The sequence below is a fragment of the Streptomyces sp. NPDC037288 genome (assembly GCF_055603265.1).
The window spans coordinates 41,151-64,486 of the sequence record NZ_JBVJVY010000017.1; the positions used below are offsets into that span (position 1 = coordinate 41,151).

At 73.2% G+C, this 23,336-nt stretch carries 21 protein-coding genes and 1 pseudogene; 8 read left to right on the plus strand and 14 right to left on the minus strand.

The features are described 5' to 3' along the window. Nucleotides 1-14: 14 nt before the first annotated feature. From ACZ7GZ_RS20375 to ACZ7GZ_RS20385, 3 genes are all read right to left on the minus strand, one after another. Nucleotides 15-896, minus strand: a complete 882-nt coding sequence (locus ACZ7GZ_RS20375) for a hypothetical protein (protein ID WP_471025982.1) — start codon at nt 894-896, stop codon at nt 15-17. Nucleotides 897-927: 31 nt separating this feature from the next. Next, complete coding sequence (locus ACZ7GZ_RS20380; protein WP_471025984.1) at nt 928-2,457, minus strand: hypothetical protein; 1,530 nt, start codon at nt 2,455-2,457, stop codon at nt 928-930. 126 nt (nt 2,458-2,583) lie between these two features. Beyond that, nucleotides 2,584-3,285, minus strand: coding sequence for a GntR family transcriptional regulator (locus ACZ7GZ_RS20385; RefSeq protein WP_471025987.1), 702 nt, complete (start codon nt 3,283-3,285; stop codon nt 2,584-2,586). 127 nt (nt 3,286-3,412) lie between these two features. Here ACZ7GZ_RS20385 and ACZ7GZ_RS20390 point away from each other — a divergent pair, with 127 nt between their 5' ends. Then, a complete protein-coding gene (locus tag ACZ7GZ_RS20390) occupies nt 3,413-4,234 on the plus strand; it encodes a putative hydro-lyase (RefSeq protein ID WP_471025990.1) in 822 nt (273 codons plus the stop codon). Nucleotides 4,235-4,606: 372 nt separating this feature from the next. On the opposite strand, the pseudogene ACZ7GZ_RS20395 reads toward ACZ7GZ_RS20390, so the two are convergent. The 5 genes and pseudogenes from ACZ7GZ_RS20395 to ACZ7GZ_RS20415 form a co-directional block, all read right to left on the minus strand. Continuing rightward, nucleotides 4,607-5,434 (minus strand): annotated as a pseudogene (locus ACZ7GZ_RS20395) (SGNH/GDSL hydrolase family protein); the annotation flags it as partial. Continuing rightward, the gene (locus ACZ7GZ_RS20400; RefSeq protein WP_471025993.1) at nt 5,431-6,606 is read right to left on the minus strand and encodes a glycosyltransferase; all 1,176 of its coding nucleotides are present in this window, start codon (nt 6,604-6,606) and stop codon (nt 5,431-5,433) included. The gene ACZ7GZ_RS20400 and the pseudogene ACZ7GZ_RS20395, both read right to left, overlap by 4 nt. After that, nucleotides 6,603-7,736, minus strand: coding sequence for a glycosyltransferase family 4 protein (locus ACZ7GZ_RS20405; RefSeq protein ID WP_471025996.1), 1,134 nt, complete (start codon nt 7,734-7,736; stop codon nt 6,603-6,605). The genes ACZ7GZ_RS20400 and ACZ7GZ_RS20405 overlap by 4 nt, the downstream gene beginning before the upstream one ends. 186 nt (nt 7,737-7,922) lie before the next feature. Beyond that, complete coding sequence (locus ACZ7GZ_RS20410; protein ID WP_471025999.1) at nt 7,923-9,341, minus strand: HEAT repeat domain-containing protein; 1,419 nt, start codon at nt 9,339-9,341, stop codon at nt 7,923-7,925. Between the two features lie 301 nt (nt 9,342-9,642). Next, nucleotides 9,643-10,035 (minus strand): ankyrin repeat domain-containing protein, encoded by a 393-nt coding sequence (locus tag ACZ7GZ_RS20415; protein ID WP_471026001.1) that lies wholly within the window; start codon nt 10,033-10,035, stop codon nt 9,643-9,645. Nucleotides 10,036-10,346: 311 nt separating this feature from the next. Here ACZ7GZ_RS20415 and ACZ7GZ_RS20420 point away from each other — a divergent pair, with 311 nt between their 5' ends. Further along, nucleotides 10,347-10,541: a hypothetical protein gene (locus tag ACZ7GZ_RS20420; protein ID WP_031174416.1), complete on the plus strand. Its 195-nt coding sequence runs from the start codon at nt 10,347-10,349 to the stop codon at nt 10,539-10,541. A 40-nt stretch (nt 10,542-10,581) separates the two neighbouring features. Then, on the plus strand, nt 10,582-12,168 hold the full coding sequence (locus ACZ7GZ_RS20425; protein WP_471026004.1) for a hypothetical protein: 1,587 nt from the start codon (nt 10,582-10,584) through the stop codon (nt 12,166-12,168). 101 nt (nt 12,169-12,269) lie between these two features. Here the strand turns inward: ACZ7GZ_RS20425 and ACZ7GZ_RS20430 are convergent, their stop codons facing one another. After that, on the minus strand, nt 12,270-13,778 hold the full coding sequence (locus tag ACZ7GZ_RS20430; RefSeq protein ID WP_471026007.1) for an SCO1417 family PLP biosynthesis transcription factor: 1,509 nt from the start codon (nt 13,776-13,778) through the stop codon (nt 12,270-12,272). A gap of 101 nt (nt 13,779-13,879) precedes the next feature. On the opposite strand from ACZ7GZ_RS20430, the gene yczE reads away from it, so the two are divergent. From yczE to ACZ7GZ_RS20450, 4 genes are all read left to right on the plus strand, one after another. Further along, nucleotides 13,880-14,533 (plus strand): membrane protein YczE, encoded by a 654-nt coding sequence (gene yczE, locus ACZ7GZ_RS20435; RefSeq protein WP_471026009.1) that lies wholly within the window; start codon nt 13,880-13,882, stop codon nt 14,531-14,533. Continuing rightward, a complete protein-coding gene (locus ACZ7GZ_RS20440) occupies nt 14,530-15,306 on the plus strand; it encodes a glycerophosphodiester phosphodiesterase (RefSeq protein ID WP_471026011.1) in 777 nt (258 codons plus the stop codon). The genes yczE and ACZ7GZ_RS20440 overlap by 4 nt, the downstream gene beginning before the upstream one ends. Before the next feature lie 56 nt (nt 15,307-15,362). Continuing rightward, nucleotides 15,363-16,715, plus strand: coding sequence for an MFS transporter (locus ACZ7GZ_RS20445; RefSeq protein WP_471026013.1), 1,353 nt, complete (start codon nt 15,363-15,365; stop codon nt 16,713-16,715). 278 nt (nt 16,716-16,993) lie between these two features. After that, complete coding sequence (locus ACZ7GZ_RS20450) at nt 16,994-17,368, plus strand: RNA polymerase-binding protein RbpA (RefSeq protein WP_003977404.1); 375 nt, start codon at nt 16,994-16,996, stop codon at nt 17,366-17,368. Nucleotides 17,369-17,464: 96 nt separating this feature from the next. Here ACZ7GZ_RS20450 and fxsA read toward each other — a convergent pair whose 3' ends face one another. The 4 genes from fxsA to ACZ7GZ_RS20470 form a co-directional block, all read right to left on the minus strand. Then, nucleotides 17,465-18,019 carry an FxsA family membrane protein gene (fxsA, locus tag ACZ7GZ_RS20455; protein WP_471026016.1) on the minus strand — a complete coding sequence of 185 codons (555 nt, stop codon included), beginning with the start codon at nt 18,017-18,019 and terminating at the stop codon, nt 17,465-17,467. Nucleotides 18,020-18,106: 87 nt separating this feature from the next. After that, nucleotides 18,107-18,904 (minus strand): polyprenol monophosphomannose synthase, encoded by a 798-nt coding sequence (locus ACZ7GZ_RS20460; protein WP_471026018.1) that lies wholly within the window; start codon nt 18,902-18,904, stop codon nt 18,107-18,109. A gap of 552 nt (nt 18,905-19,456) precedes the next feature. After that, nucleotides 19,457-21,064 (minus strand): amidohydrolase, encoded by a 1,608-nt coding sequence (locus ACZ7GZ_RS20465; RefSeq protein WP_471026020.1) that lies wholly within the window; start codon nt 21,062-21,064, stop codon nt 19,457-19,459. A gap of 113 nt (nt 21,065-21,177) precedes the next feature. Further along, nucleotides 21,178-21,618, minus strand: a complete 441-nt coding sequence (locus ACZ7GZ_RS20470; RefSeq protein WP_076092236.1) for an Lrp/AsnC family transcriptional regulator — start codon at nt 21,616-21,618, stop codon at nt 21,178-21,180. Nucleotides 21,619-21,795: 177 nt separating this feature from the next. Here ACZ7GZ_RS20470 and ACZ7GZ_RS20475 point away from each other — a divergent pair, with 177 nt between their 5' ends. Beyond that, on the plus strand, nt 21,796-22,230 hold the full coding sequence (locus ACZ7GZ_RS20475) for a hypothetical protein (protein ID WP_471026023.1): 435 nt from the start codon (nt 21,796-21,798) through the stop codon (nt 22,228-22,230). Between the two features lie 7 nt (nt 22,231-22,237). Here the strand turns inward: ACZ7GZ_RS20475 and ACZ7GZ_RS20480 are convergent, their stop codons facing one another. Then, entirely contained in the window at nt 22,238-23,335 is a 1,098-nt protein-coding gene (locus tag ACZ7GZ_RS20480) for a phosphotransferase family protein (protein WP_471026026.1), read from the minus strand. Nucleotide 23,336: the final 1 nt, after the last annotated feature.

Here is a 23,336-nt window from a genome sequence, read left to right on the forward strand (position 1 = left end):
GTGGTTCTACGGGTTCAGGAGTGGAACGGCAGTCCGGCGTCGGCCACCAGCTCCAGGTCCCCGGTGTCCTCGGCGGGCAGCAGGCTGGCCGTGCCGTCGGTCACCGGTACGACGCCCAGCTCGAGCAGTTCGGCCATGGCGGCGGTGCCGGCCAGGTCGCGGACCTGGAGCTGGTAGCGGGCCGTGGTGCGGTATGTGCCGCCGCTGTCGTCGCCGGTGCGCTGCAGGAAGCCCGAGTCGGTGAGGAAGGCCAGGGCCTTGGCCACGATGCCGGTGGTGGAGGCGGCCGGACGGCGGGCGTCCTTGGTGGCGCCGGTGGCGCTGCGTCTGGCCCAGATCCGCCAGGCGGCCTCCAGTCCGGGCGCGTCGGTCGCCGGGTCGGTGTTCTCGCCCAGTTCCTCGGCCCGCTCCTCCAGGCGCCGGCAGGCCTGCCGTACGAAGGCGTCGACGCCGTTGACGGTGACGCGGCCGATGTAGGAGTCGTCGGCCAGGTCCTCCGGGCGCGGGAACGCCAGCGCGGCCGCGGCGAGATGGGCGAGTCCGTGCAGGAAGCGGTCGCCGGAGTCGGCGGTCGTGCGACGCGCGTAGTCACCCATGCGGACGGCGAACACGGAGTCCTCGGCGGCCGTCACGGCCATGCCCGCGCGCGGGGACACCTCCAGCACGACGAGCCCCAGACCGGCGGCGACGGCGTCGGCGAGCCGCGCGAACGCCGGGTCCTCGCGGTACCGGCGCAGCAGCTCGGTGTACTCCTGGTCCCGCGCGGGCTGCAGCTTGGGCTGCAGCCCGAAGGCGACGAGCCGCGCGGCGTCGGCGGCGTCGGCGGGGGTGACGGCGGAGCCGGCCGGCGCGGCGGCGGCGGGCTCGGGCTCACTCCACTCGACGTGCTCGGTCACGGCTTGGGCTCCTTGTCGCGCTCTTGCTCACTCATGCTGCTTCCGTCCGGTCCGCCGCCATCCCCGCGGCGTCCAGCAGCGCGGTCCCCACGATCAGGTCCGCCCCGCCGAACTCGGGATCGTCCAGTTCGGTGCCGTCGTCCACGGCGAACAGCAGCTTCTCCTCGCCCTGCCGGTAGGCGGTGCCGACGGCGGGGCTGGCCGCGTGGACCGCCAGCAGGGCGACCAGGTAGGCCAGATCGGGGTCGCCGGTCCGACGGGCCTCGGCCAGCAGTCCGGACAGCCTGCGCGGCGCGTCGGCCGGAAGATCCAGCAGTTCCATGGCGGCGGCGAGCTGCTCCTCGCTGAACCGGCTGTCGTCCGGCGTGGCGATCAGGTCGGGCTCGGGCATCTCCGCGCCGAGGTGCTCCCGTTCGACGGGCGGCGTCAACAGTATGTCGACGAGATCGGCCACCCGTACGGACACGGGGGTCCGCAGGCCCGTGCCGTTCGCGAAGAACGCGTCGGTGACCCGGATCGCCTGCTCCACGGGCAATGGCAGGAGGGGCGCGACGAGATGGCCGTACAGGTCTGTCCCGGAGGTCGTCGCCGGTGTGGCGAAGGCCTGCCGGTCCTGCTCGGCGCGGAACAGCGGGCCCGCCTCCAGCAGCCGCGACTGGAGCTGGGTGTGCCGCCGGATGCAGTCCTTGACGATGTCGACCAGCTCGGCGGCGCGGCGCTTGTGCTCGGGCTCCTCGGTCTCGTCGCGGGCCTTGCGGATGTTGGTGAGGATCGCGTTCTCGTGGCGGTAGCGATCGGCCACGTGGTCCAGGGCCTCGGCGATCATGTCGGGCACGGCGCCCAGCCAGTCGACCGCGCGGACGTTGCGCCGGGTGGCGTCCAGGGCCCGGCGCAGGGTCTCCGAGTACTGCACCGTGCGGTAGCGGGCCTGTTCGGCGGCGAGCTGGGCGTCGGCGAGCCGGCCGCGGTTGATCAGCACCTCCAGCTTGACCTCGGCGGCGATCTGGGCGCTGGTGACGTCGGTGTCGAGGGCGCCGACCAGGACGTTGACCGCCTCGTCCGTGGTGCGGAGATAGACCGTGCCGCCGGGGCCGGGGACCTCTTCGATCAGCTTGAAGTCGTAGTCCCTGCGGACGTAGGTGCCGTCCGGCGCGAAGGTGCCGTACACGGCGCGGAAGCCGCGGTCGGCGCTGCCGACGTTGATCAGGTTCTCCAGGACCCAGCGGGCCACGCGTTCGTGTTCGGCGGTCGGCCGGTGCGGGGCCTGCGCGGCGATGCGCGGGACGAGCCGGAGCACGATCTGCTCGTGGTCGGCGCCGGTGTCGAAGTCCATGTTGAGCGTGACCAGGTCGATGACGGCGAGGGCCACCTCTGCCATGCCGTACACCGAGTACTCACCGGCCAGGTTGGCCTTGCGTGCGTCGAGGTCGTGCAGCGGCGCGGTGCAGGCGAGCGCGCGCAGCCGACGCGCCAGCCCCTCGTCGGCGGCCGGGCCCGGTGCCGGGCGCGGCCCCGCGCTGAGCTGGGGCGGAACGCTGTCCGTCGATGCAGGCGAAGTCACGGTGCACAGACTAGGTCCTTGGTCTGACATCGACCCAAACGGGCGGCTCCGCCGGATTGGCCGACAGGGCTGCGGGTGTCGTTCCGGGCGCGGGCCGGCCGTGGTTGCTCGCGCAGTTCCCGGCGCCTACGGGGCGCCTTCCGCGCCGACCCGTCGCCGGTACACCTCGACCATTCGCTCCAGGGAGTCCGCGAGGTACGTCTCCAGCAGTCGCTCGGCCTCGCGCTTGTCGCCGGTCTGGAGCGCCTGCAGGATCTGGCGGTTGCGGGCGAGGTAGGGCTCGTGCAGCCGGCGCGGGTCGTCGACGACGTGGAAGGCGAGCCGCAGCTCGGCGAAGACGCTGCGCATCAGCTCGTCGGTGCGTTCGCTCCCGGCGAGGGCGACCAGTTCCCGATGGAAGTGGATGTTGGCGGTCCCCAGCGCCTTCCAGTCGTTCCCGGCGGACGCGGCCTCTCCCTCGGCGACCGCCGCGGCCACCCCGTCCAGCCGGTACGGCGGCCCGCCGAGCCCGCGGACGACGGCACACTCGACCAGGGAGCGTGTGCGGTAGATGTCCTCGACGTCCTCGACCGTCAGGACCCGTACGAACACCCCGCGGTTGAGTTCGTGGACCAGCAGTCGTTCGTGCGTGAGCAGCCGGAACGCCTCGCGCAGGGTGTTGCGGGAGACGCCGAGCGCCCCGCCGATGCCGTCCTCCGACAGCCGCGTGCCGGGCGGGAAGTACCCGTCGGCGATGCGGCTGCGGAGGATGTCCGAAACCCGCTCCGCCGTGCTCGTACGCCCCAGGAGCGCCCGGTCGTCGGCCAGTGCCGTCAGCTGCTCTGCCATGCCCGGAATTCAATCGCACAGACCGGAACGAAACAACGTGGGTATTGAAGGATCGTTCAACGATCCTCTACTCTGTCTCCACTCACGCTCACGTCCCCGCACTCCCCGTCCCTGCTGCGAGGTGCCCATGAGCACGACCCCCGTCACCGCGGTCGACGAGCGCGCACGCGCGTGGAGCCCGAAAACCGCGCGGGCGCGCTTCCGGGACGGCCTCACGGGCCCCACGGCCGGGGTCGCGGCGGGCCACACCCAGGCCAACCTGATCTCGGTGCCGGCCGACTGGGCGTACGACATGCTGCTGTTCTGCCAGCGCAATCCCAAGCCGTGCCCGGTGCTCGACGTCACGGACGCCGGTTCCCCGGTGACCGTCCTCGCCGAAGGCGCCGACCTGCGCACCGACCTGCCGCGCTACCGGGTGTGGCAGGACGGCGAGCTGGTCGACGAGCCCACCGACGTGCGTGCGCACTGGCGGGACGACCTGGTGTCGTTCCTGCTCGGGTGCAGCTTCACCTTCGAGTGGGCGCTGGCCCGGGCGGGCGTGCCGATCCGGCACGTCGAGCAGGGCCGCAACGTGCCGATGTACGTGACCACGCGCGCGTGCCGGGCGGCGGGCAGGCTGCGCGGGCCGATGGTGGTCTCCATGCGGCCGGTGCCGCCGGAGCACATCCGCGCGGCCATCCGGGAGAGCAGCCTGCTGCCGGCCGTGCACGGTGGTCCCGTGCACTCCGGAGACCCCGCGGCCCTCGGCATCGAGGATCTCGCCCGGCCCGACTTCGGCGACCCGGTGACCAGCGCGCCGGGGGACATCCCGCTGTTCTGGGCCTGCGGAGTGACCCCGCAGACCGCGGTGACGGCCTCCCGGCCGCCGTTCGCCATCACCCACGCCCCGGGCCACATGTTCCTGACCGACGCCCGCGACGAGCAGTACCGGCTGACGGGCATCGCCTGAACCGGGACGGACGCGCGTACCGACCGCGTTGCCAGGTAGGAGACACGCACGGGTGCCGTCGCGGGGACCGCCGGACACCGCCGCCTGGTCCGTGCGGGAGCGGGCCGGTCCCGGTGAACCTCCCTCCAGGGCCCCCGAGCGCCCGGGTCACCCGGGGACCGCAGTGGTCCATGCCGCCGGTGTCCCGACGGCCGTACACGGCCCCTCGGTCGCGGACACCCCGCGAGCCGCAGTCGTCACCCCGCCCGCCGCCGCACCGGTGCCCCCGCCGGCACCGGTGATCCCGCCGGCAGCCGGGCCCGGCACCGCGGCCCCGGGCACTTCGGCGGGATGGCCGGCCGGGGTCGCACCCGCTTGGCGCCCGGTGCCCTCTGCCAGGGCGGCCAAGGCCGCGGTCGCCGCGGCGGAGGCGGCGAGGTCGAGGTGGGCGCCGGTGCCGCGGGCCCGGTGGTGCAGCTCGTCGGCCGCCAGGCGCAGGAGCTGGGGCAGCAGGTCCTTGCAGCGCCGGGCCACCCAGGCGGTGCCGGCCGTGGCCAGCCACAGCAGGCTCGCCGTCCGGGTCGGCGCGGGGAACTCCGGCGCGGGGGACGGCGGTTGTCCCGTCGCCCGGCCCGCCTCGGTGAGCAGCGCGTGGAAGCGCACGGCGAGCTGCCGGTGCCCGCGCTCGCCCGGGTGCAGCCGGTCCGCGCTCCACAGGCCCCGGTCAGTGATCCAGGCGCCGTCCGCGACGTGCAGGTGGACGGCCCCATAGCGTTCGGACAGCGCGTGGACGACGGTGTTGACGGCCCGTTGCCGACGGGCCAGCGGGCGGGCCAGGGCGCCCGGCAGGCCCAGCATCGCGCCGGGGTCGGGCAGGCAGGCGGTGAGGACGGTGGCGCCCTCGCGGGTGAAGGTCGCGTAGACCTCGTCGAGGTGGGCGGCCACCGCCTGGATGTCGAAGGTGCGGCGCAGCGTGTCGTTGACGCCGATCACCACCGACACCAGGTCGGGGCGGATTTCACGGGCGGGCGGGGTCTGCCGTTCCAGCACGTCCCGGGTCTGTGCGCCGCTGACGGCGAGGTTGGTGAACGCCACGGCGTGGGGGGTCTCGGCGAGGGAGGGTGCCAGCAGCGCGGCCCAGCCCCGCCAGCCGTCCCCGGCGGGGTCGCCCACGCCCTCGGTAAGCGAGTCCCCCAGGGCGACGAAGCGGACGGGTCTCATGCCACACCCTCCGGTATGCCGCGGCGGACGCCGGTGGGGCGGAGCACCTCCGCGTCGTGCGCCGCCAGGAACGCCTCCACGGCCGTGCCCCAGCCGAAGCACTCCGCACGCGCGCGTGCCGCGTCCCGCCGCGCGTGCTCGTCGCGGTCCAGAAGCAGCTCCACGGCGTCCGCGAACGCCTCGCCCCGGTCGGCCGCGGTCGCCCCCGCGGACCCGATGACCTCGGGCAGCGCGGACGACGCGCTCGCCACGACGGGCGTGCCGCACGCCATGGCCTCCAGGGCGGCGAGCCCGAAGGTCTCGGCCGGCCCGGGTGCGAGGGCGATGTCCGAGGTCGCCTGGAGGGCGCCGAGCGCGGCCCGGTCCGCGACGTGCCCGAGGAACGTCACCGGCAGCCCGTGCTCCCGCGCGCGCTGCTCCAGCCGGGCCCTGAGCGGCCCGTCCCCGGCCACCACGAGCACCGCCCGCCGCCCGCGTCGTATCAGCGTCTCCAGGGCGTCCAGGGCGGTGCCGGGGCGCTTCTCGACCGACAGCCGGGAACACATCACCAGCAGTGCCTCGCCCCCGCGCGCGTGCAGGGTGCGCAGGCCCGGGTCGCGCAGCGCGGGGTGGCGTTCCATCAGGTCGACGCCCAAGGGGGCGCGTACGACGTTGCGCGCGCCGATGCGCACGAACTCGCGCTCGGCGAACTCGGTGGTACACACCACCCGCGAGTAGACGTGCGCGGTACGGGTGTTGAGGGCGTCGGCCGCCCGGCGGGAGAGGTTCTCGGACAGACCCCAGGTGCGCAGTACGCCGTCGGCGGTCTCGTGGGAGACCATCACGGCGGGCACGCGGGCGCGGCGGGCCCAGCGTCCGGTCCAGCGCAGGGTCGTACGGTCGGAGACCTCCAGGCGGTCCGGGGCCAGCTCCTGCAGCAGGGCGGCCACGCGCCGCCTGTCGGTGAGGACGCGGTAGCCGCCGGTGCCGGGCAGCGGCGGGCCGGGCAGGGTGATGACCCGGCCCTGCTCGGTGTCGCGGTCGGTGTGCCGTTCGCCGGGCACGATCAGCACGGGTTCGTGGCCCGCCGCCCGAAAGCCCTTGCCCAGTTCGCGCAGGGCGGTGCGCAGGCCGCCCGAGGCCGGGGCGACGAAGTTGGCGAGCCGGACGATGCGCAGGGACTGTCCGGTCATGCCGCCACCACCGTCCGGCGTGCCGCGAGGACGTCGTCGTAGTGGGCGATCAGCTGGTCGCCGACGGCGGCCCAGGTGCGGCCCTCGACCATGGTGCGTGCGGCGGCGCCGAACGCGGTCCGCCGCACCGGGTCGGCGGCCAGTGCGCGGACGCCGTCCGTCACCGCGGTGGCGTCGCGCGGCGGGACGAGGAGTCCGGTGCGGCCGTGGACGACCAGGTCCAGGGGGCCGCCGGCGGCGGGTGCGACGACCGGCACCCCGCTGGCCATGGCCTCCTGGACGGTCTGGCAGAACGTCTCGAAGGGGCCGGTGTGCACGAACAGGTCCAGCGAGGCGAAGATCCGCGCGAGGTCGTGGCCGGTGCGGCGGCCGAGGAAGACGGCGCCGGGCAGGGCCTCGACGAGGGGGGCGTGGCTGGGACCGTCGCCGACCACCACGACCTTGACGCCCTCCAGGCCGCAGGCACCGGCGAGGAGTTCGACGTGCTTTTCGGGGGCGAGCCGGCCGACGTAGCCGACGATCAGCTCGCCGTCCGGGGCGAGTTCGCGGCGCAGCGCCTCGTCACGGTGCTCTGGCCGGAAACGTACGGTGTCCACGCCGCGCGGCCACAGCCGGACCCGGGGCACCCCGTGCGCCTCCAGGTCGCCGAGGGCGGCGCTGGAGGGGGCCAGGGTGCGGTCGGCGGCGGCGTGCACGGAGCGGATCCGCCGCCAGGCGGCCGCCTCGCCGGCGCCCATGTAGGTACGGGCGTAACCGGCCAGGTCGGTCTGGTAGACGGCGACGGCGGGGATGCCGAGCCGGGCGGCGGCGGCCATGCCGCGCACGCCGAGGACGAAGGGGCTGGCGAGATGCACCAGGTCGGCGCGGTGCTCGACGAGCGCCGCGGCGAGCCGCCGGCTGGGCAGGGCGACACGGACCTGGGGGTAGCCGGGGAGCGGGAGGGAGGGGGTCCGGACGACCGGGCACGGGGCGTCCGTGTCCGGTCCGCCGCCCGGTGCGGGAGCGGGAGCGGGAGCGACGACGAGCGGATGGTGACCGCGATCTACGAGGTGCCGGGCGGTCTGGAGCGCGCAGTGGGCCACGCCGTTCACATCGGGGGGAAAGGATTCGGTCACGATGACGACACGCATACGGGTGTTGTCGCCGCGCCGGACGTGGCCGCGTCGACTTCGATCTTTCCGCCCGGGGAACGTCCCATGAGCGTTGAGCTGCACACCCGAGCAGGTCAGACGGCCGTCATGACCGCCTGACCCGCGGGACACCGGGTGTTCACCCGGTGGGCGGTCGTCCGCCCGGGCCGGGTACGTGCGCGGGGGTCAGCCGAGGGCGGCGTCGGGGCCGAAGCGGCTGCGCACCGCCGTCTGTACCTCCGCCTCCTCGGCCGGGTCGGCGGCCAGGCGGCGCAGGCGCTCCACGACTCGGGCGTCACCGGTCTCGGCGTGCCGGGCGGCGAGTTCGCGGGTGGTCTCCTCGCAGTCCCACAGGCATTCGACGGCGAACCCGGTGGCGAAGGAGGGGTCGGTGGCGGCCAGGGCGCGGGCGGCCCGGCCGCGGAGATGGGAGGACGCCGTCTCGCGGTAGACATGACGCAGGACGGGGGCCGCGCAGGCGATGCCGAGTCGTCCGGCACCGTCGACGAGGGTCCACAGGGTCGGTGCGTCGGGGCCCTCACCGCGTACGGCCTCACGGAGGGCGCCGAGGACGAGGTCGCGGTCCTGGACGCCGCCACGACAGGCGAGCATGCGCCCGGCGGCGGCCCCGAGCACGTCGGGGCGCTGGGCCCAGCGGCGCGCGCGGTCGACGGCGGCGACGCTGCGCATCCGTTCGAAGGCGTCGGCGGCGGCCTCCACGACGACGCTCGAGCCGTCGGCGACCGCGACCTCGATCAGGTCGAGCGCCTCGGGGTCGTGGCCGTCGGCGAGGTAGCGCAGCGCGGTGCAGCGGGCCCCGTCGACGCCGTTCCGGGCGGCCTGGACGATCTCCGGCCGGTCCTCGGGGCCGGCCACGGCCACCAGGCAGCGGGCGGCCGGCACATGGAGAGCCGCACCGCGCTCGATGCCCTGCTGGGCCCACTCGAAGACGGCGCGCACGCTCCAGCCGGGGCGGGGACCGGTGGGCCGCAGCTGGCGCTGCCAGCGGTCGAAGCAGCCGGTCTCGTGCGCCTCACGCACGCGCGTGGCGATCGATTCGCGCGGATCCTCCGCCCACAGCCGCCAGGGCCTCGGCTCGAAGGCGTCGCGTACGGCGGCGGCCAGCTCGGCCTCGCCCTCGGGATCGGTGGCGAAGCGGGCCAGGACGGGCGCGGCGAGGGCGCGCAGGCCGGCGTCGTCGTCCCTGAGGGCCAGCTCGTCCAGCGCCCAGGCCCAGTTCGAGCCGTGGGCGGCGTACCGGCGCAACAGCCGGAGCGCGTCGTGCCTGCCGTAGGAAGCCAGGTGCCCGAGGACCGCCAGGGCGAGGCCGGTTCGGGACTCGTCGGTGTCGAGGACGTCCTCGGGATCGAAGAGGTGCGCCTCGATGGCATCCAGCTCGCCGTTCAGGTCGAGGTAGAGCCGGGCGTAGTAGAGGGAGCGGTTCTCCACCTGCCAGTCGTGGCGTGGATCGCGCAGCACACACTGGTTCAGGGCCGCGAGCGCTTCGGCGCGCGGGGCGGTGAGCGCGTGCAGCGTGCCGTCGCCGCGGCCCCGCTGGAGCAGGCCGAGCAGCGTACCGCTGGGCGCTATGACCGGATCGAACATGGGAAACAGCCTCACATCAAGCGTCGACGCAACCGGGGAACACGCATTACCTGGCCGCGTGACACAACGTCGGAGCGCCCGCCGTCTCTTGCTTGCTGAAGACCATTTCTCTCTGCCTCTCGTCTGTGGCCCATGCGGACCGCATCACGGCCCGCGCGGTGCGGCAACACCTGCCCAGCCATCGCGTCCGTGAATCACGTCGTCATGATGACCCGGCGGTTTGTGCTGCCGCGACCGTATTTCCGGCGGCCCTGTACCGCCTCCCCCGTTTTCTGTGTCGTACCTGGTCAGGACATGCGCGTCAGTGCGCGCCGAACAGCTCCAGGAGTTCCGTCTTGCTGAACATCCGGGCGGTGTCGACGGCCGACGGCGTCCCCGCCGCCGGGTCGGCTCCGCCCTCCAGAAGAGCCTTGATCACTTCGGTCTCGCCCTTGAAGACAGCACCCGCGAGCGGGGTCTGGCCTCGGTCGTTGACCTGGTCCGCCGCGCCGCCCCGGGCGAGCAGGGCGCGGACCGCGTCGGCGTGGCCGTGGTAGGCGGCGAGCATCACCAGGGAGTCGCCGCGGTCGTTGGTGAGGTTGGCCGGAACGCCGGCGTCGACGTACGCCACGAGCGCCTCGGTCTGCCCCTGCCGGGCCAGATCGAAGATCTTGGTCGCCAGCTCCACGACCTCGGGGTCGGGGGCTTCACTCATCGGCGGGACCGCCTCTCCTCAAAAGCTTCTGGACTGCAGGGAGCGTACGGCAGCGAGCGGAACACGGCCGTACGAGTGAATCGCCAGCGTACTGGCTCTCGCGGCACATGACCCGATGTGCCGGAGGTAAAGATCAGCAACAGACCCCACCGGAGGCAACAGGCCTGGTCAACCGGGTCAGGGCGACTCCACCGGGTGGGCGAAATGAGCAGGATTTCACCCAGTTGCACCTTTAATCGTATGGATACATCCTGTGATCCTGGAAGAACTCATGGTGACTGTCCCCCACCTTCGACACCAGGAGGCCCGAAATGATCCTCTCCCTGTCCGGCGTGTTCCTGCTCGGCGTCGTCGTGTTCCTCTTCTTCCGCAAGGACGGACTGAAGGGCTCGCACGCCACCGTCTCGGCTCTGTTCGGCTTCTACCTGTCGAGCACGGCCATCGCCCCGAGCATCAAGGCCGGCGGCGAGAGCCTGGCCAGCCTCCTGGGCGGCCTCAAGTTCTGATCCCGCCCGCCCCACCCGCACGCACGACCAGGAGTCAGCAGTGGCCCGGCGCCCTCTCCCCCGCATCCTGAGCAAGGACAGCGCCCAGATCGCCCGGATGCAGCTCGCCCGGAGCCGGGAGCTGGCCCGGACGGCGGCCGACAGCGCCACCGACGTCCTCCACCCCCTGATCACCGTCACACGCGGGCTGCGCCGGCTGGCCTCGGCCGGGCGGCGCAGATGGACGGACACCCCGAAGGACAAACGCGGGCCACTGCTGTTCCTGGTGGCCTCCGTCGTCCTGGTCGTGGTGCTGGCGCCGTACGGGCCCCTGCTCGCCGCGATCACCCTGACGTCGGCGGCGGCCTGGCAGGGCCGGGACCGCACCCCGACGGCCCCCGAAGGGCCCGACGAGTCCCAGGCCGAACGGCTCCAGTCCCTGTACGAGGCTCTGGTGCCGTACTTCTCCAGCCCCGAGGACCCGGCGCCGCTGTACGCGCACGGCGGGGAGTGGGGTAAGGCGTTCCCCGCCCACGAGTTCGACGACACCGGGCGCGTCGGTCATCTCGTGATCCGCTACCCCGCCTACTTCCCGGACGGCGAGCACGACGCCCGCGCGCGGATCGAGCAGCTGCTCACCGCGAAGGCCGGGCGGGGCCGGGAATACCACTTCACGTGGGACGAGGAGGGCAACCAGCTCACCCTCACCGTCCTGCCCCCGCTGCCCGCCGACATCCCGGCCCAGCACTTCGTCACCGCGCCGGGCGAGACCGTCCTCGGCTTCACCGACCCGAGCGAGGTCCAGCGCACGCTTCCCCTCTCCTACGGAGAGGAGGAGATCGACGTCCCGCCGGTCGTCTGGCGCACCGGCGTGCGCTCCACCGAGCCGCATCTGCTGGCCATGGGCCACCCCGGCAGCGGCACCTCGACCCTGCTGCGCTCGATCGCCCTGCAGGCCCTCCAGTACGGGGACGTCCTGATCGTCGACGGCGGCGGCACCGGCGAGTACGCGTGTCTGACCGGCCGGGACGGTGTCCTGGCGGTGGAGTGCGCGCTGCCCGGGGCGCTGGCGAGCCTGGAGTGGGCCGCGCAGGAGACCGAGCGGCGGCTCATCGCCGTCAACCTGGCCCGGCAGGCGGGCGACCCGCCGCCGGCCGACGCCCGGCGCCCGCTGTGGATCATGCTGGACCGCCCGTCGGTCTTCACCCACCTGGCCGGGGCGGACGGGCACAAGGACCCGCAGACGCTGCTCCAGGTACCGTTGCGGCACGGCCGGGCGGCGAACGTGACCGTCGTCGTGGCCGAACAGTTCGACAGCGCGGAGGCGTTGAGCAGCGCGGTACGGCAGCACACGCGCGCGCGTGTCGTGCTCGGGCCTGCGGCGCCCCGGCAGGTGGAATCCGTCCTGGGAGCTCCGCCGCACACCACGCCGATGGGGCATGTGCCGCCGGGCCGGGGGTACGCGCGGCTGGGGGTGGGGCCGGTGCATCGGCTTCAGGTGCCGCGTACGCCGGATCCGTACGACGACGCCACCAGCGACGCCGACCGCCAGGCGGTGCTGGAGTTGCTGCCCGCGCGGGCCACCGCCGTGGGGTCCGAGCCGGCGGATCTCACGAAGCCGGCGGTGACTGCGGAAGCAGCCGGGTAGCGCCGTTCGGGTTCATGCCGTCCCCCGGGCGCGGGGAACCGCACGATCAGTCACCACCGACCCGCAGCCGCCCGACCACACCGGCCCGGAGCTGTGAGGCGTCAGGCGACGAACGTGCGCGGAGCCTCCGCACCCCCCGTACCGCCGTTCTCCACCAACCGGGCCGCCGCGGCCAAGCGGACCGCCGCCTCCTCCGCCACCGCTCCCCCGACGGTGAACGGCAGACGCACGTAGCCCTCGAAGGCGCCGTCCACGCCGAAGCGGGGGCCGGAAGGAACGCGGACCCCGGTCCGCTCACCCGCTTCGGCGAGCCGGGAGCCCGACAGGCCGCCGGCGCGGACCCACAGGGTCAGACCGCCCTTGGGCACGTTGAACTCCCACTCCGGCAGTTCCCGGCGCAGCGCCGTCACCAGCGCGTCCCGGTTCTCCAGGGCCTGGGCCCGGCGCAGCTCCACCGCCTGTTCCCAACCCCCAGTGCTGAACAGCCAGTTGACCGCGAGCTGTTCGAGCACAGGCGTGCCCAGGTCGGCGTAGGCCCGCGCGGCGACCAGGCTGCGGATGACGTCCGGAGCCGCCCGCACCCAGCCGATGCGCATCCCCGCCCAGAAGGCCTTGCTGGCCGAGCCGACCGTGATGACGGTCGAGCCCGCGGGGTCGAAGGCGCAGACCCGGCGCGGCATCCCGCCGCCCGCGAACTCCTCGTCCAGCCACAGCTCGGTCATCGTCTCGTCGGCGACGAGCACCGTACCGGCCGAACGCGCCGCGTCCACCAGACGGCGGCGCTGGTCCTCGTCGGCGAGCGCCCCCGTGGGGTTGTGGAAGTCGGCGACGACATAGGCGAGCCGGGGCGCGGCCTCGCGCAGGACCTGGCGCCAGCGGTCCACGTCCCAGCCGGACAGCCCCTCGGCCATGGCGACGGGGACGAGACGGGCGCCGGCCTCCCGCATCAGCTGCAGGATGTTGGCGTAGGACGGGGACTCGACCGCGATGCGTTCACCGCGGCCCGCGAAGAGGTGGCAGATCGCGTCGATGGCGCCCATCGCGCCGGTCGTCACCATGATCTGCTCGGGCATGGTGGAGATCCCGCACGCGGTGTACCGCTCGGCGATCATCGCGCGCAGGGCGGACAGTCCGGCCGGATAGTCGCCGTGCGTGTGGGCGTACGGCGGCAGTTCCTCCAGGGCGCCCTGCACGGCGCGGGTGAGCCACGGTTCCGGCGCCGGAAGCGAGGCGCAGCCGAGGTCGATCATCGAGCCCAGGGCCTCGGGGGGCAGGGGTTCCAGGCCGCGGGCGGGCAGCGGGTTGCCCGCCGGCACGGCCGTCCAGCTGCCGGCGCCCCGCCGGGACTCCAGGAAGCCCTCGGTGCGCAGCGCCTCGTAGGCGGCGGCGACCGTCGTACGGCTCACGGACAGGGCGAGGGCGAGCTCCCGTTCCGCGGGGAGGCGGGCGGCCACGGGCACGCGCCCTTCGAGCACCAGCAGCCGGACGCCGTCGGCGAGGGCACGGTAGGCGGGCGGACGGCGGGTGCCGGGACCCGCCGGACGCTCCTGCTGGGAGTTGAGGAGCCGGGCGAGCTGCGCGGCCCCCATGGCCGAGGTCCACTGCGCCATGAAGATCAGTCCACCTTCCCCGAATTGGCCATGGATGGCGATTCTTCCCAAGCCACAGAGTGTCATGCGTCAGGCCACCGCTACCACCCAGGGGGTATCTCATGTCCACTCGGCGCCGTCTCGGACGACGGTTGACCCAGCTGTACGCCGGGCTCGCGCTCTATGGCGCGAGTGCCGCGCTGCTCCTCCGGGCGGGCCTGGGCATGGAACCCTGGGGCGTACTGCACCAGGGCCTCGCGAAGCTGACCGGGCTGACCATCGGGGTGGTGTCGATCATCGTGGGAGCGGCGGTGCTGCTGCTGTGGATCCCGCTGCGGCAGCGCCCGGGGCTCGGTACGGTCTCCAACGTCTTCGCCGTCGGCCTCGCCATGGACGGCACCCTCTCGCTCGTCCCTGACGCGCACTCCCTGGTCACACGCGTGCCGCTCCTGCTGACGGGGATCGTACTCAACGGCGTGGCGACCGGCCTGTACATCTCGGCGCGCTTCGGACCCGGCCCGCGTGACGGGCTGATGACGGGTCTGCACCAGCGCACCGGGCGCTCGATCCGGCTGATCCGGACGGGGATCGAGGTGGCGGTCGTGGTCACCGGGTTCCTGCTGGGCGGCACCATCGGGGTCGGCACCGTGCTGTACGCCGTGTCCATCGGACCGCTGGCGCAGCTGTTCCTGCGGGTGTTCGCCGTCCCCGGGGTATCGGGCGGCAGCACGGTGGTTGCCGCCGCGACACCGAAGCAGGTCATACTGCGGCCGTGACCCTCACGACACCGCCGATACGCCACGCCTACCTCGACCACCCGGGCCCGATCGCCTTCGCCCACCGGGGCGGGGCCGCCGACGGGCTGGAGAACACCGTGGCGCAGTTCCGGCGCGCGGTGGAGCTGGGCTACCGCTACATCGAGACCGACGTGCACGCCACGGCCGACGGCCGGCTCGTCGCCTTCCACGACTCCACGCTGGACCGGGTCACCGACGGCGCGGGCCGCATCGCCGACCTGCCGTGGGAGGACGTACGGCAGGCGCGCGTGGGCGGCCGGGAACCAGTGCCGTTGTTCGAGGAGTTGCTGGAGACCTTCCCCGAGGTCCGCTGGAACGTCGACGTCAAGGCGGCACCCGCCCTGCGCCCCCTGCTGGAGCTGATCGAGCGTACGGACGCCTGGGAGCGGGTCTGTGTGGGCTCGTTCTCCGAGGCCCGGGTGCTGCGCGCCCAGCGGCTGGCGGGACCGCGGCTGGCCACCTCGTTCGGCACGCGCGGGGTGCTGAACCTGCGGCTGCGCTCGTGGGGCCTGCCGGCCGCCGTGCGCCGGTCCGCCGTCGCCGCGCAGGTGCCCGAGGCCCAGTCGGGCGTCCCGGTGGTCGACCACCGCTTCGTCCGCGCCGCCCACGCGCGCGGGCTGCAGGTGCACGTGTGGACGGTCAACGAACCGCAGCGCATGCACCGGCTCCTGGACCTGGGCGTCGATGGCATCATGACCGATCACATCGACACGTTGCGCAAGGTCATGGAGGACCGCGGCGTCTGGGTCTGACCACCCGGCGCCGGGACCTGAGCCTTCGCAGTTCAAGCGGGGAAGCGAGGGCACGGGTGGGAACCGACACCGTGCGGGCGCAGACGGCGGACGACTCCGCCGCGCTGCGGCGCGAGCAGCGCGGCTGGTACTTCTACGACTGGGCCTGCTCGGTCTATTCGACGAGTGTGGTGACGGTCTTCCTCGGGCCCTACCTCACCGCGGTCGCCGAGCGGGCCGCGGACGCCGACGGCTATGTGCATCCGCTCGGCGTCCCGGTCCGGGCGGGCTCGTTCTTCGCCTACTCGGTGTCCCTGTCGGTGATCCTGGCGGTCGTGGTGATGCCGCTCGTGGGCAGCGCGGCAGACCGCACCGGCCGGAAGAAGCCGCTGCTGGCCGCGGCGGCGTACACCGGGGCCGCGGCGACCACGGGCATGTTCTTCCTGGACGGCGACCGGTATCTGCTCGGCGGGGTGCTGCTGGTGGTGGCCAACGCGGCGCAGTCCGTCGGGATGATGCTCTACAACTCCTACCTGCCGCAGATCGCCCCGCCCGCGCAGCGCGACGCGGTCTCCTCGCGCGGCTGGGCCTTCGGGTACGCGGCGGGCTCCACGGTCCTCGTCGCCAACCTGGTCCTGTACTCGGCGCACGACTCCTTCGGCCTGAGCGAGACGGCCGCCGTCCGCGTGTGCCTGGCCTCGGCGGGCCTGTGGTGGGGCGGCTTCACGCTCGTGCCGCTGCGCAGGCTGCGCGACCGGCGGCACGCGCGTCGTGCGGAGCACACCACGGCGCCCGGGCTCAGGCAGCTGGCGGCGACGGTCCGGGACATGCGCCGGCATCCGCTGACGCTCGCCTTCCTGCTGGCGTACCTCGTCTACAACGACGGCATCCAGACGGTGATCTCCCAGGCCTCCGTCTACGGCTCGCAGGAGCTGGGACTGGGCCAGTCGACACTCATCGTCGCCGTGCTGCTGGTGCAGGTGCTGGCCGTGGCCGGGGCGCTGGCGATGGGGCGGCTGGCACGGACGTACGGCGCCCAGCGGACGATCCTGGGCTCGCTGGTGGCCTGGACGGTCACGCTGGCGGCCGGTTACTTCCTGCCCGCCGGGGCCCCGGTGTTCTTCTTCGTGCTGGCCGCCGGGATCGGGCTGGTCCTCGGCGGCAGCCAGGCGCTGTCCCGGTCGCTGTTCTCGCATCTCGTGCCGCCCGGCAAGGAGGCCGAGTACTTCGCGGCGTACGAGGTGAGCGACCGCGGGATGAGCTGGCTCGGGCCGCTGCTGTTCGGCCTGACCTACCAGCTGACCGGAAGTTATCGGTCCGCGATCGTCTCGCTGGTGGCCTTCTTCGTCATCGGATTCGCCCTGCTGGCGCGCGTGCCGGTGCGCCGGGCCATCGGCGAGGCGGGCAACCCGGTTCCCGAGAAGATTTAGCCTCGATTTAGCGCTCAACACAAAAGGGCGGTAGTGTACGCCTTTGGCCTGCCGGGCGTACCGTTACTGCGCGTCAAAGATGCCGAAACGCTGGGTGACATCTGCTTGCAGATGTGACAAACCGGGCGCTGGTGGGTACAACAAGGGGCGGCTACGACGGCGACGCATGACCCGGAACGGGACACGGAACGGGAATCTTTACCGCCGACCGGACGTTGACCGGATGACGACGACAGCGACACCTGTCCTGTGGGCGACAAGCCCGGGAGGCACGATTCATGAGTGAGCGAGCTCTTCGCGGTACGCGCCTCGTGGTGACCAGCTACGAGACGGACCGCGGTATCGACCTGGCCCCGCGCCAGGCCGTGGAGTACGCATGTGAGAAGGGGCACCGCTTCGAGATGCCCTTCTCGGTCGAGGCGGAGATCCCGCCGGAGTGGGAGTGCAAGGTCTGCGGGGCCCAGGCACTCCTCGTCGACGGCGACGGCCCTGAGGAGAAGAAGGCCAAGCCCGCGCGTACCCACTGGGACATGCTGATGGAGCGGCGCACCCGCGAGGAGCTCGAAGAGGTCCTCGAGGAGCGCCTGGCGGTTCTGCGCTCGGGGGCGATGAACATCGCGGTTCACCCCCGGGACAGCCGTAAGTCGGCCTAGTCCCTTCGGGCTGGGCGGAGATACAGCGCATACCGAAACCGCGGGCGCCGTACGAATCGTACGGCGCCCGCGGTTTTCGTCTGTCCGCCAGCCGGCTCAGCGCGACAGCGGCGGCCACTGCTCTCCCGGCTCGGGCCGGTCCTCCCTGATGACCTCGCCCTGCACCACCTTGCCGTCGGGGCGGTGGATGCGGGCCTGCTGGAAGGCGTCACCGAAACCGCCCGGGGCGGCCGTGCGCAGCGTCTTGTCCAGAGCGTTCTCGGCGTACCGGCTGACGGCCTTCTGCACCGGCGGCAGCAGCAGGAGCAGGCCGGCCACATCGGAGACCAGGCCCGGGATCATCAGCAGGAGGCCGCCGAGCATCATCAGGCCGTTGCCACCGCCGCGCTCCGGCGAACCACCGCGCTGCAGAGCCTCGTTGAGACTCTGGAAGGCGCGGCGGCCCGCCCGCTTGATGACCACGGAGCCGGCCACGAAGCCCGCGACGAGCAGCAGGAACACGGCAAGCCCGCCGGCCGCGCCCGCGACCACGGTCAGCAGCCAGATCTCCAGCACCAGCCAGGCGGCGACCCCGAGCGGCAGATACCTGCGCAGCCGGGAGCGCCGGGGCCGGGTGGTGGTGTACGGAGAGGTCGGAGCGCCAGTCGTCATGCCCCCAGTGTGCCTGGCGGCGCCTCAGCGCGGGATAAGGGGATGATCGGCCGGAAAGCGGGCGGAAGACCCGGAGCCGACGGGAGCCTAGGCGGTCCGCTTGTTCTTGCCGGTGAGCTTGGCGACCCGGTCCTTCGCACCCCAGGCGGTGACCCGCCACAGCGCCTCGATCAGGATGTCCTTGCTCATCTTGGAGTCGCCGAGTTCGCGCTCGACGAAGGTGATCGGGACCTCGACCACGTGGTAGCCGGCCTTGACCGCGCGGCGGGCCAGGTCGACCTGGAAGCAGTAGCCCTGCGAGGCGACCTCCTGCAGGCCCAGGCCCTGCAGGGTCTCGCGGCGGAACGCGCGGTAGCCGCCGGTGATGTCGCGCAGCGGCAGGTCGAGGGCGAGCCGGGAGTAGAGGCTGCCGCCACGGGAGATGAACTCGCGGGACTTGGGCCAGTTCACCACCCGGCCGCCGGGCACCCAGCGGGAGCCGAGCACCAGGTCGGCGCCCTTGAGGGCGGTGAGCAGCCGGGGCAGTTCCTCGGGCTGGTGGGAGCCGTCGGCGTCCATCTCGACCAGGACGCCGTAGCCGTTCTCCAGTCCCCAGCGGAAGCCCGCGAGATACGCGGCGCCGAGGCCCTCCTTGCCCTTGCGGTGCATCACCTGGACGTTGCCGTCCTCGGCGGCCAGCTCGTCGGCGAGCTTGCCGGTGCCGTCGGGGCTGTTGTCGTCCGCGATCAGTACGTGCGCCTCGGGGACGGCCTTGCGTACCCGGCCGACGATGGTCTTGATGTTCTCCGCCTCGTTGTAGGTCGGAATGATCACCAAGGCCGTGCCGAGCGGACCGAACTGCCTCCCCTGGGCCTTGGCCGCGAGGGTCCCGTCGCCGTCGTTCACTGCTGCCCCTTCTGGTTGTACGCAAGGATCCACCATAGTGGTCACCGGCTGCTAAGACGTGCCGACTTGTACGTACGGCAGTGTCGATTCCACAAGAGTGGGGTAAGAATGCTGCTTTGGGCACCTTCGAGCCACGCCGCCGGTGACTTCCCGCCACGGCGGATGGGGGCCCGGCGCCCTTCGGGCCGACCTGGGACCCGCTGGCTGCGGATCGACCGAAAGCCGTTGTCTACTGAGCGCACGGGCCCCACCCGGGTCACACCTTGCCGGGCCGGAACGTTCCCTCGGCGGCGCGGGCGCTGAGCCTGGCTCCCAGCGACGATGCCCGGTGCGGCACACCGTCCCTGACCCAGCGGCGCTGCGACGAGTTTCGTGAACGCCCCGGTCGGGCGTCCGGTGGTGGACTCGGACGAACCTACCGGCCCTCGGCCGTCGACTGTCAACAGCCGTCTGACCTGCAAAGACACTCCGGATGGGCCGACCGCCGCAGAGGATGCGCAGGTGGGGCGGCGGGGCGGCGGCGCCCCCGCTCCGCCGCGCCACCCCCGTAGATCACTCGCCCGGCCGTACGAACACCGTCCGTCCGCCCACCACGGTGCGCACACAGATGGGCAGGTCGCGGCCCGGGGTGAGGTCGGGCAGGCCGGGCGTGCCGGAGCGGGGGTCGGTCGACCAGCGGGCCACACGGTCGTCGGGGGCCTGGACGATCAGCTCGTCGGTGCGCCAGACCGCGTAGTCGGCGGGCGCGCCCGGCACCAGGACGCCCGCGTCGTCCCGGCCCACGGCCCGCCAGCCGCCGCGCGTGTGCGCCGTGAACGCGGCCCGGACGGAGACCCGGTGCTCGGGCGTGTGGTGGAACGCGGCGGCGCGGACGGTGCCCCACGGGTCGAGCGGGGTGACCGGGCTGTCCGAGCCGAAGGCAAGGGGCACGCCGGCCCGCAGCAGGGCCGCGAAGGGGTTGAGGGTGCGGGCCCGTCCGGCGCCGAGGCGCCGCACGTACATGCCGTCCTCGCCGCCCCACAGCGCGTCGAAGGCGGGCTGGACCGAGGCGATCAGGCCCAGCTCGGCGAAGCCGGCGACGGTCTGCGGGGTGAGCATCTCGGCGTGCTCGACGCGATGGCGGGCGGCGCGGATCCGGGCGAGGCCGAGGTTCTCCGCGGCGGCTCGCACGCCCTCCACCACGGCGCTCACGGCGGCGTCGCCGATGGCGTGGAAGCCGGCCTGCAGGCCCGCCTCGGTGCAGGCGGCGACATGGGCCGCGACGGCCTCGGCGTCCAGGTAGGCGGTCCCGGCGTGGTCGGCGTCGGCGTACGGCTCGTGCAGACAGGCGGTGTGCGAGCCGAGGGCGCCGTCGGCGAACAGGTCGCCCGCGGCGCCGGCGGCCCCCAGGTCGCGGACCCGCTCGACGTTCTGCTCCGCCCAGTAGCCGACGACCCGGGGGCCGGGCACCTCGGCGGCGAGCTTCAGCAGGCCGGTGAAGTCGTCCTCGGAGGAGATCTGCGGCCCGCCGCACTCGTGCACCGAGCCGATGCCGAGAGAGGCCGCGCGGGCGAGGGCGGAGCGCTGGGCCTCGGCTCGCTGGGCCGGGGTGATCGCGGCGAGCGCGGCCTCGCGTACGACGTGATGGGCGTCGCGGGTGAGCGGGGCGTCCTCGCGGGGAACGTCGCCGGGGATCAGATCCAGCAGGGCGGTGCTGACGACCGCCGAGTGCACGTCGATGCGGGACAGGTAGAGCGGACGGCCGCCGGTCGCCTCGTCGAGTTCGGCGCGCGTGGGCGGGCGGCCGCCGGGCCAGCGGGCGGCGTCCCAGCCGTGGCCCAGCAGGACGCGGTCGTCCGGGCGGGCGGCGGCGAAGTCGCGGACCAGGGCGAGGGCCGCCTCCAGGGAGGGCGCGTCGGACAGGTCGAGTCCGGTCAGGGCGAGGCCCGTGGCGGTGGTGTGCACATGGGCGTCGGTGAAGGCGGGGGTGACGAGGGCGCCGTCGAGGTCGACCACCTCGTCCACACCGTCGGCGAAGGCGTCGGCGGCGCCCTCGGAGCCGACCCAGGCGACGTGGCCCCGCTCCACCACCATCGCCGTGGCGAACGGGTCCGCAGGGCTGTGCACCTCTCCTCGGCGGAGGAGGACGGTCTTGGGGGGCTCGGCGGCGCGCTCACTCATAGCGGACAGTTTCTCCTGCCGCCGGGGGGAGGCCGCACCCGGGCGGGCCGAAATCGCGCCCGGCACGGCCCTGCGGAACGACCGCCCGCGGCGGTGGCCTGCCGGCCGCCGTCTCAGATCCTCGGTGGCCGGGCCTCGTACGGCGTGGACAGCACGACCGTCGTGCGGGTGGAGACGCCCGCCAGTGATCGCAGTCGGGCCAGCAGTTCCTCCAGTTCGTGGGGAGTGGCCACCCGCACCTTGAGGATGTAGTTCTCGTCGCCGGCGACGCTGTGGCAGGCCTCGATCTCGGGGACGTCGGCGAGGCGGTCCGCGATGTCGTCGGGGGCGCTGGGGTCGAACGGCTTCACGGAGATGAACGCGGTGAGCGGCAGCCCGACGGCCTCGGGGTCGACCACCGCGGCATAGCCGCGGATGACGCCACGCTGTTCCAGCCGGCGCACCCGCTGGTGCACGGCCGACGTGGACAGGCCCGTGGCCTTGCCCAGGTCTGTGTAGCTCATCCGCCCGTCCTTGACGAGCAGCTGCACGATCTGTCGGTCCAGCTCCTCCATGGCGCCAAAACCTACAGTGCGCTTGATCTCCGCACCTGCACGCGGCATGTGACGAACGACACACACCCCGAACGGGCTCCGTGATGTTCTCGTGATTACCGCCGAGGGCGGACGGGAAGTGCTTGCTGTGGTCGAGGCCGCAGCGCCGTCACGGCCCAGCCTTAGGGGGAGAATCCCATGCAGAGTGTCCATCGCCCTGGTCGATCCGCGTCCAAGCGGCAGCAGCCGGCCGTCGAGCCCGGACCGGAGGGCGTCGAACCCGACGTCTTCGACGACGAACCGGACGCCTACGACACCTTCGAGATGTACCGGGTGATCTGCCCGGACTGCGCCCAGCCGATCGCGCTGCTGGCGGACGAGCAGGTCCTGCCGGAGCACGCGCTGTGCGCCTCGCCGTGGAACCCGTTCGGCCTCACGGTCTGCGCGGGTACGGGCCGCAAGGCGGCCGAGGCCCGCCCCGCGGACGAGTCTGTCGAGCCGCAGGAGCAGGACACCGCCCTCCTGCTGACGCTCCCCCGCGGCCTGAACTGGCGGACGCAGCCGTTCTCGCACGTCGGCGGCCCGGGCTCGCGCCCGATGCGCGTGCCGGCGATGCGCCGCCAGGCCGCCTGAGCCTCCCTCACCGCATCCAGTAGGTGCCCTGCACCATGGCGCGCAGGCTGCCGTGGTGCAGGATCAGCGTGTCCGGGTCCGCCGGTACGGCGATCTCCCCGAAGTACGCCTGACGGTAGGCGATGCGCAGCATGACGATCGCGTGCCGCAGCGCGGCGTAGAGGGTGTGGAAGTCCATGTCCTGCGGGGTGTTCCCGGTCAGGCGTGCGTAGCGGGCCTCGACGCGGTCGCGGCGCAGGAGGTCCGGCAGTCCGCGCTGCCCGGAGGCGACCGAGAGGTCGTGGAAGAAACGGTGCAGATAGATGGTCCAGCCGAGGTCGACCTCGCGCGGGGCGAGCGCCGCCATCTCCCAGTCCAGGACGGCGACGGGATCGAAGCCGTCGTAGACGATGTTCCCGATGCGTGCGTCACCCCAGGTGAGGACGGGTTCGCCGGGCTCGCGCGGCCACAGCTCCTCCAGCCGGTCGAAGGCGGACTCGATGAGGGGCGAGCGGGGCAGGCCGTCGGTCACCCAGGAGTAGTAGGCGCGTTGGGCCGTCACGTGCCGGCGCAGCGCGTCCCCCGCATCGGGCGAAGTGAGGAACCGGGCCTCCGCGAGGGGAACCTGGTCGTGCAGGCGGGCCAGCAGGCCGACGGTCGCGGCCTCCAGGTGCTCGCGTTCGGCGTCGCTCGCGCGTTGCAGCCAACTGCCCTCGTAGGTGTACGGCATGACGTCCGGGGGCACGCGCCCGGCGACCCGCTCCATGACGAAGAACGGCGCCCCGAGCGGAGCCGGATCCTCCTCCAGCCACAGCACACGGGGTACGGGCACGTCCGTGCGCTGTGCCACCAGGCGCAGGGTGCGGTACTGGCGGCCCATGTCGTACTCGGGGAAGACGGTGTACGCCTGCGGGTCCGCCGCCAACCTCAACGCACAGGCGGAGCAGGGCACTTCGGGGTGTTCGATGGCGAACAGCAGGGTCTCGCTCGACATGCCGTTGGAGGCCGGGACGGTGACGCCGGTGGCCTTGGCACCGGGCAGCCGGGTGTCGAGCCAGGCGGTGAGGCGCCGGGCGAGGTCCTCGGGGTCGCGGGTCGTGGTGCGCGGACGCGGTGCCGTGGCCATG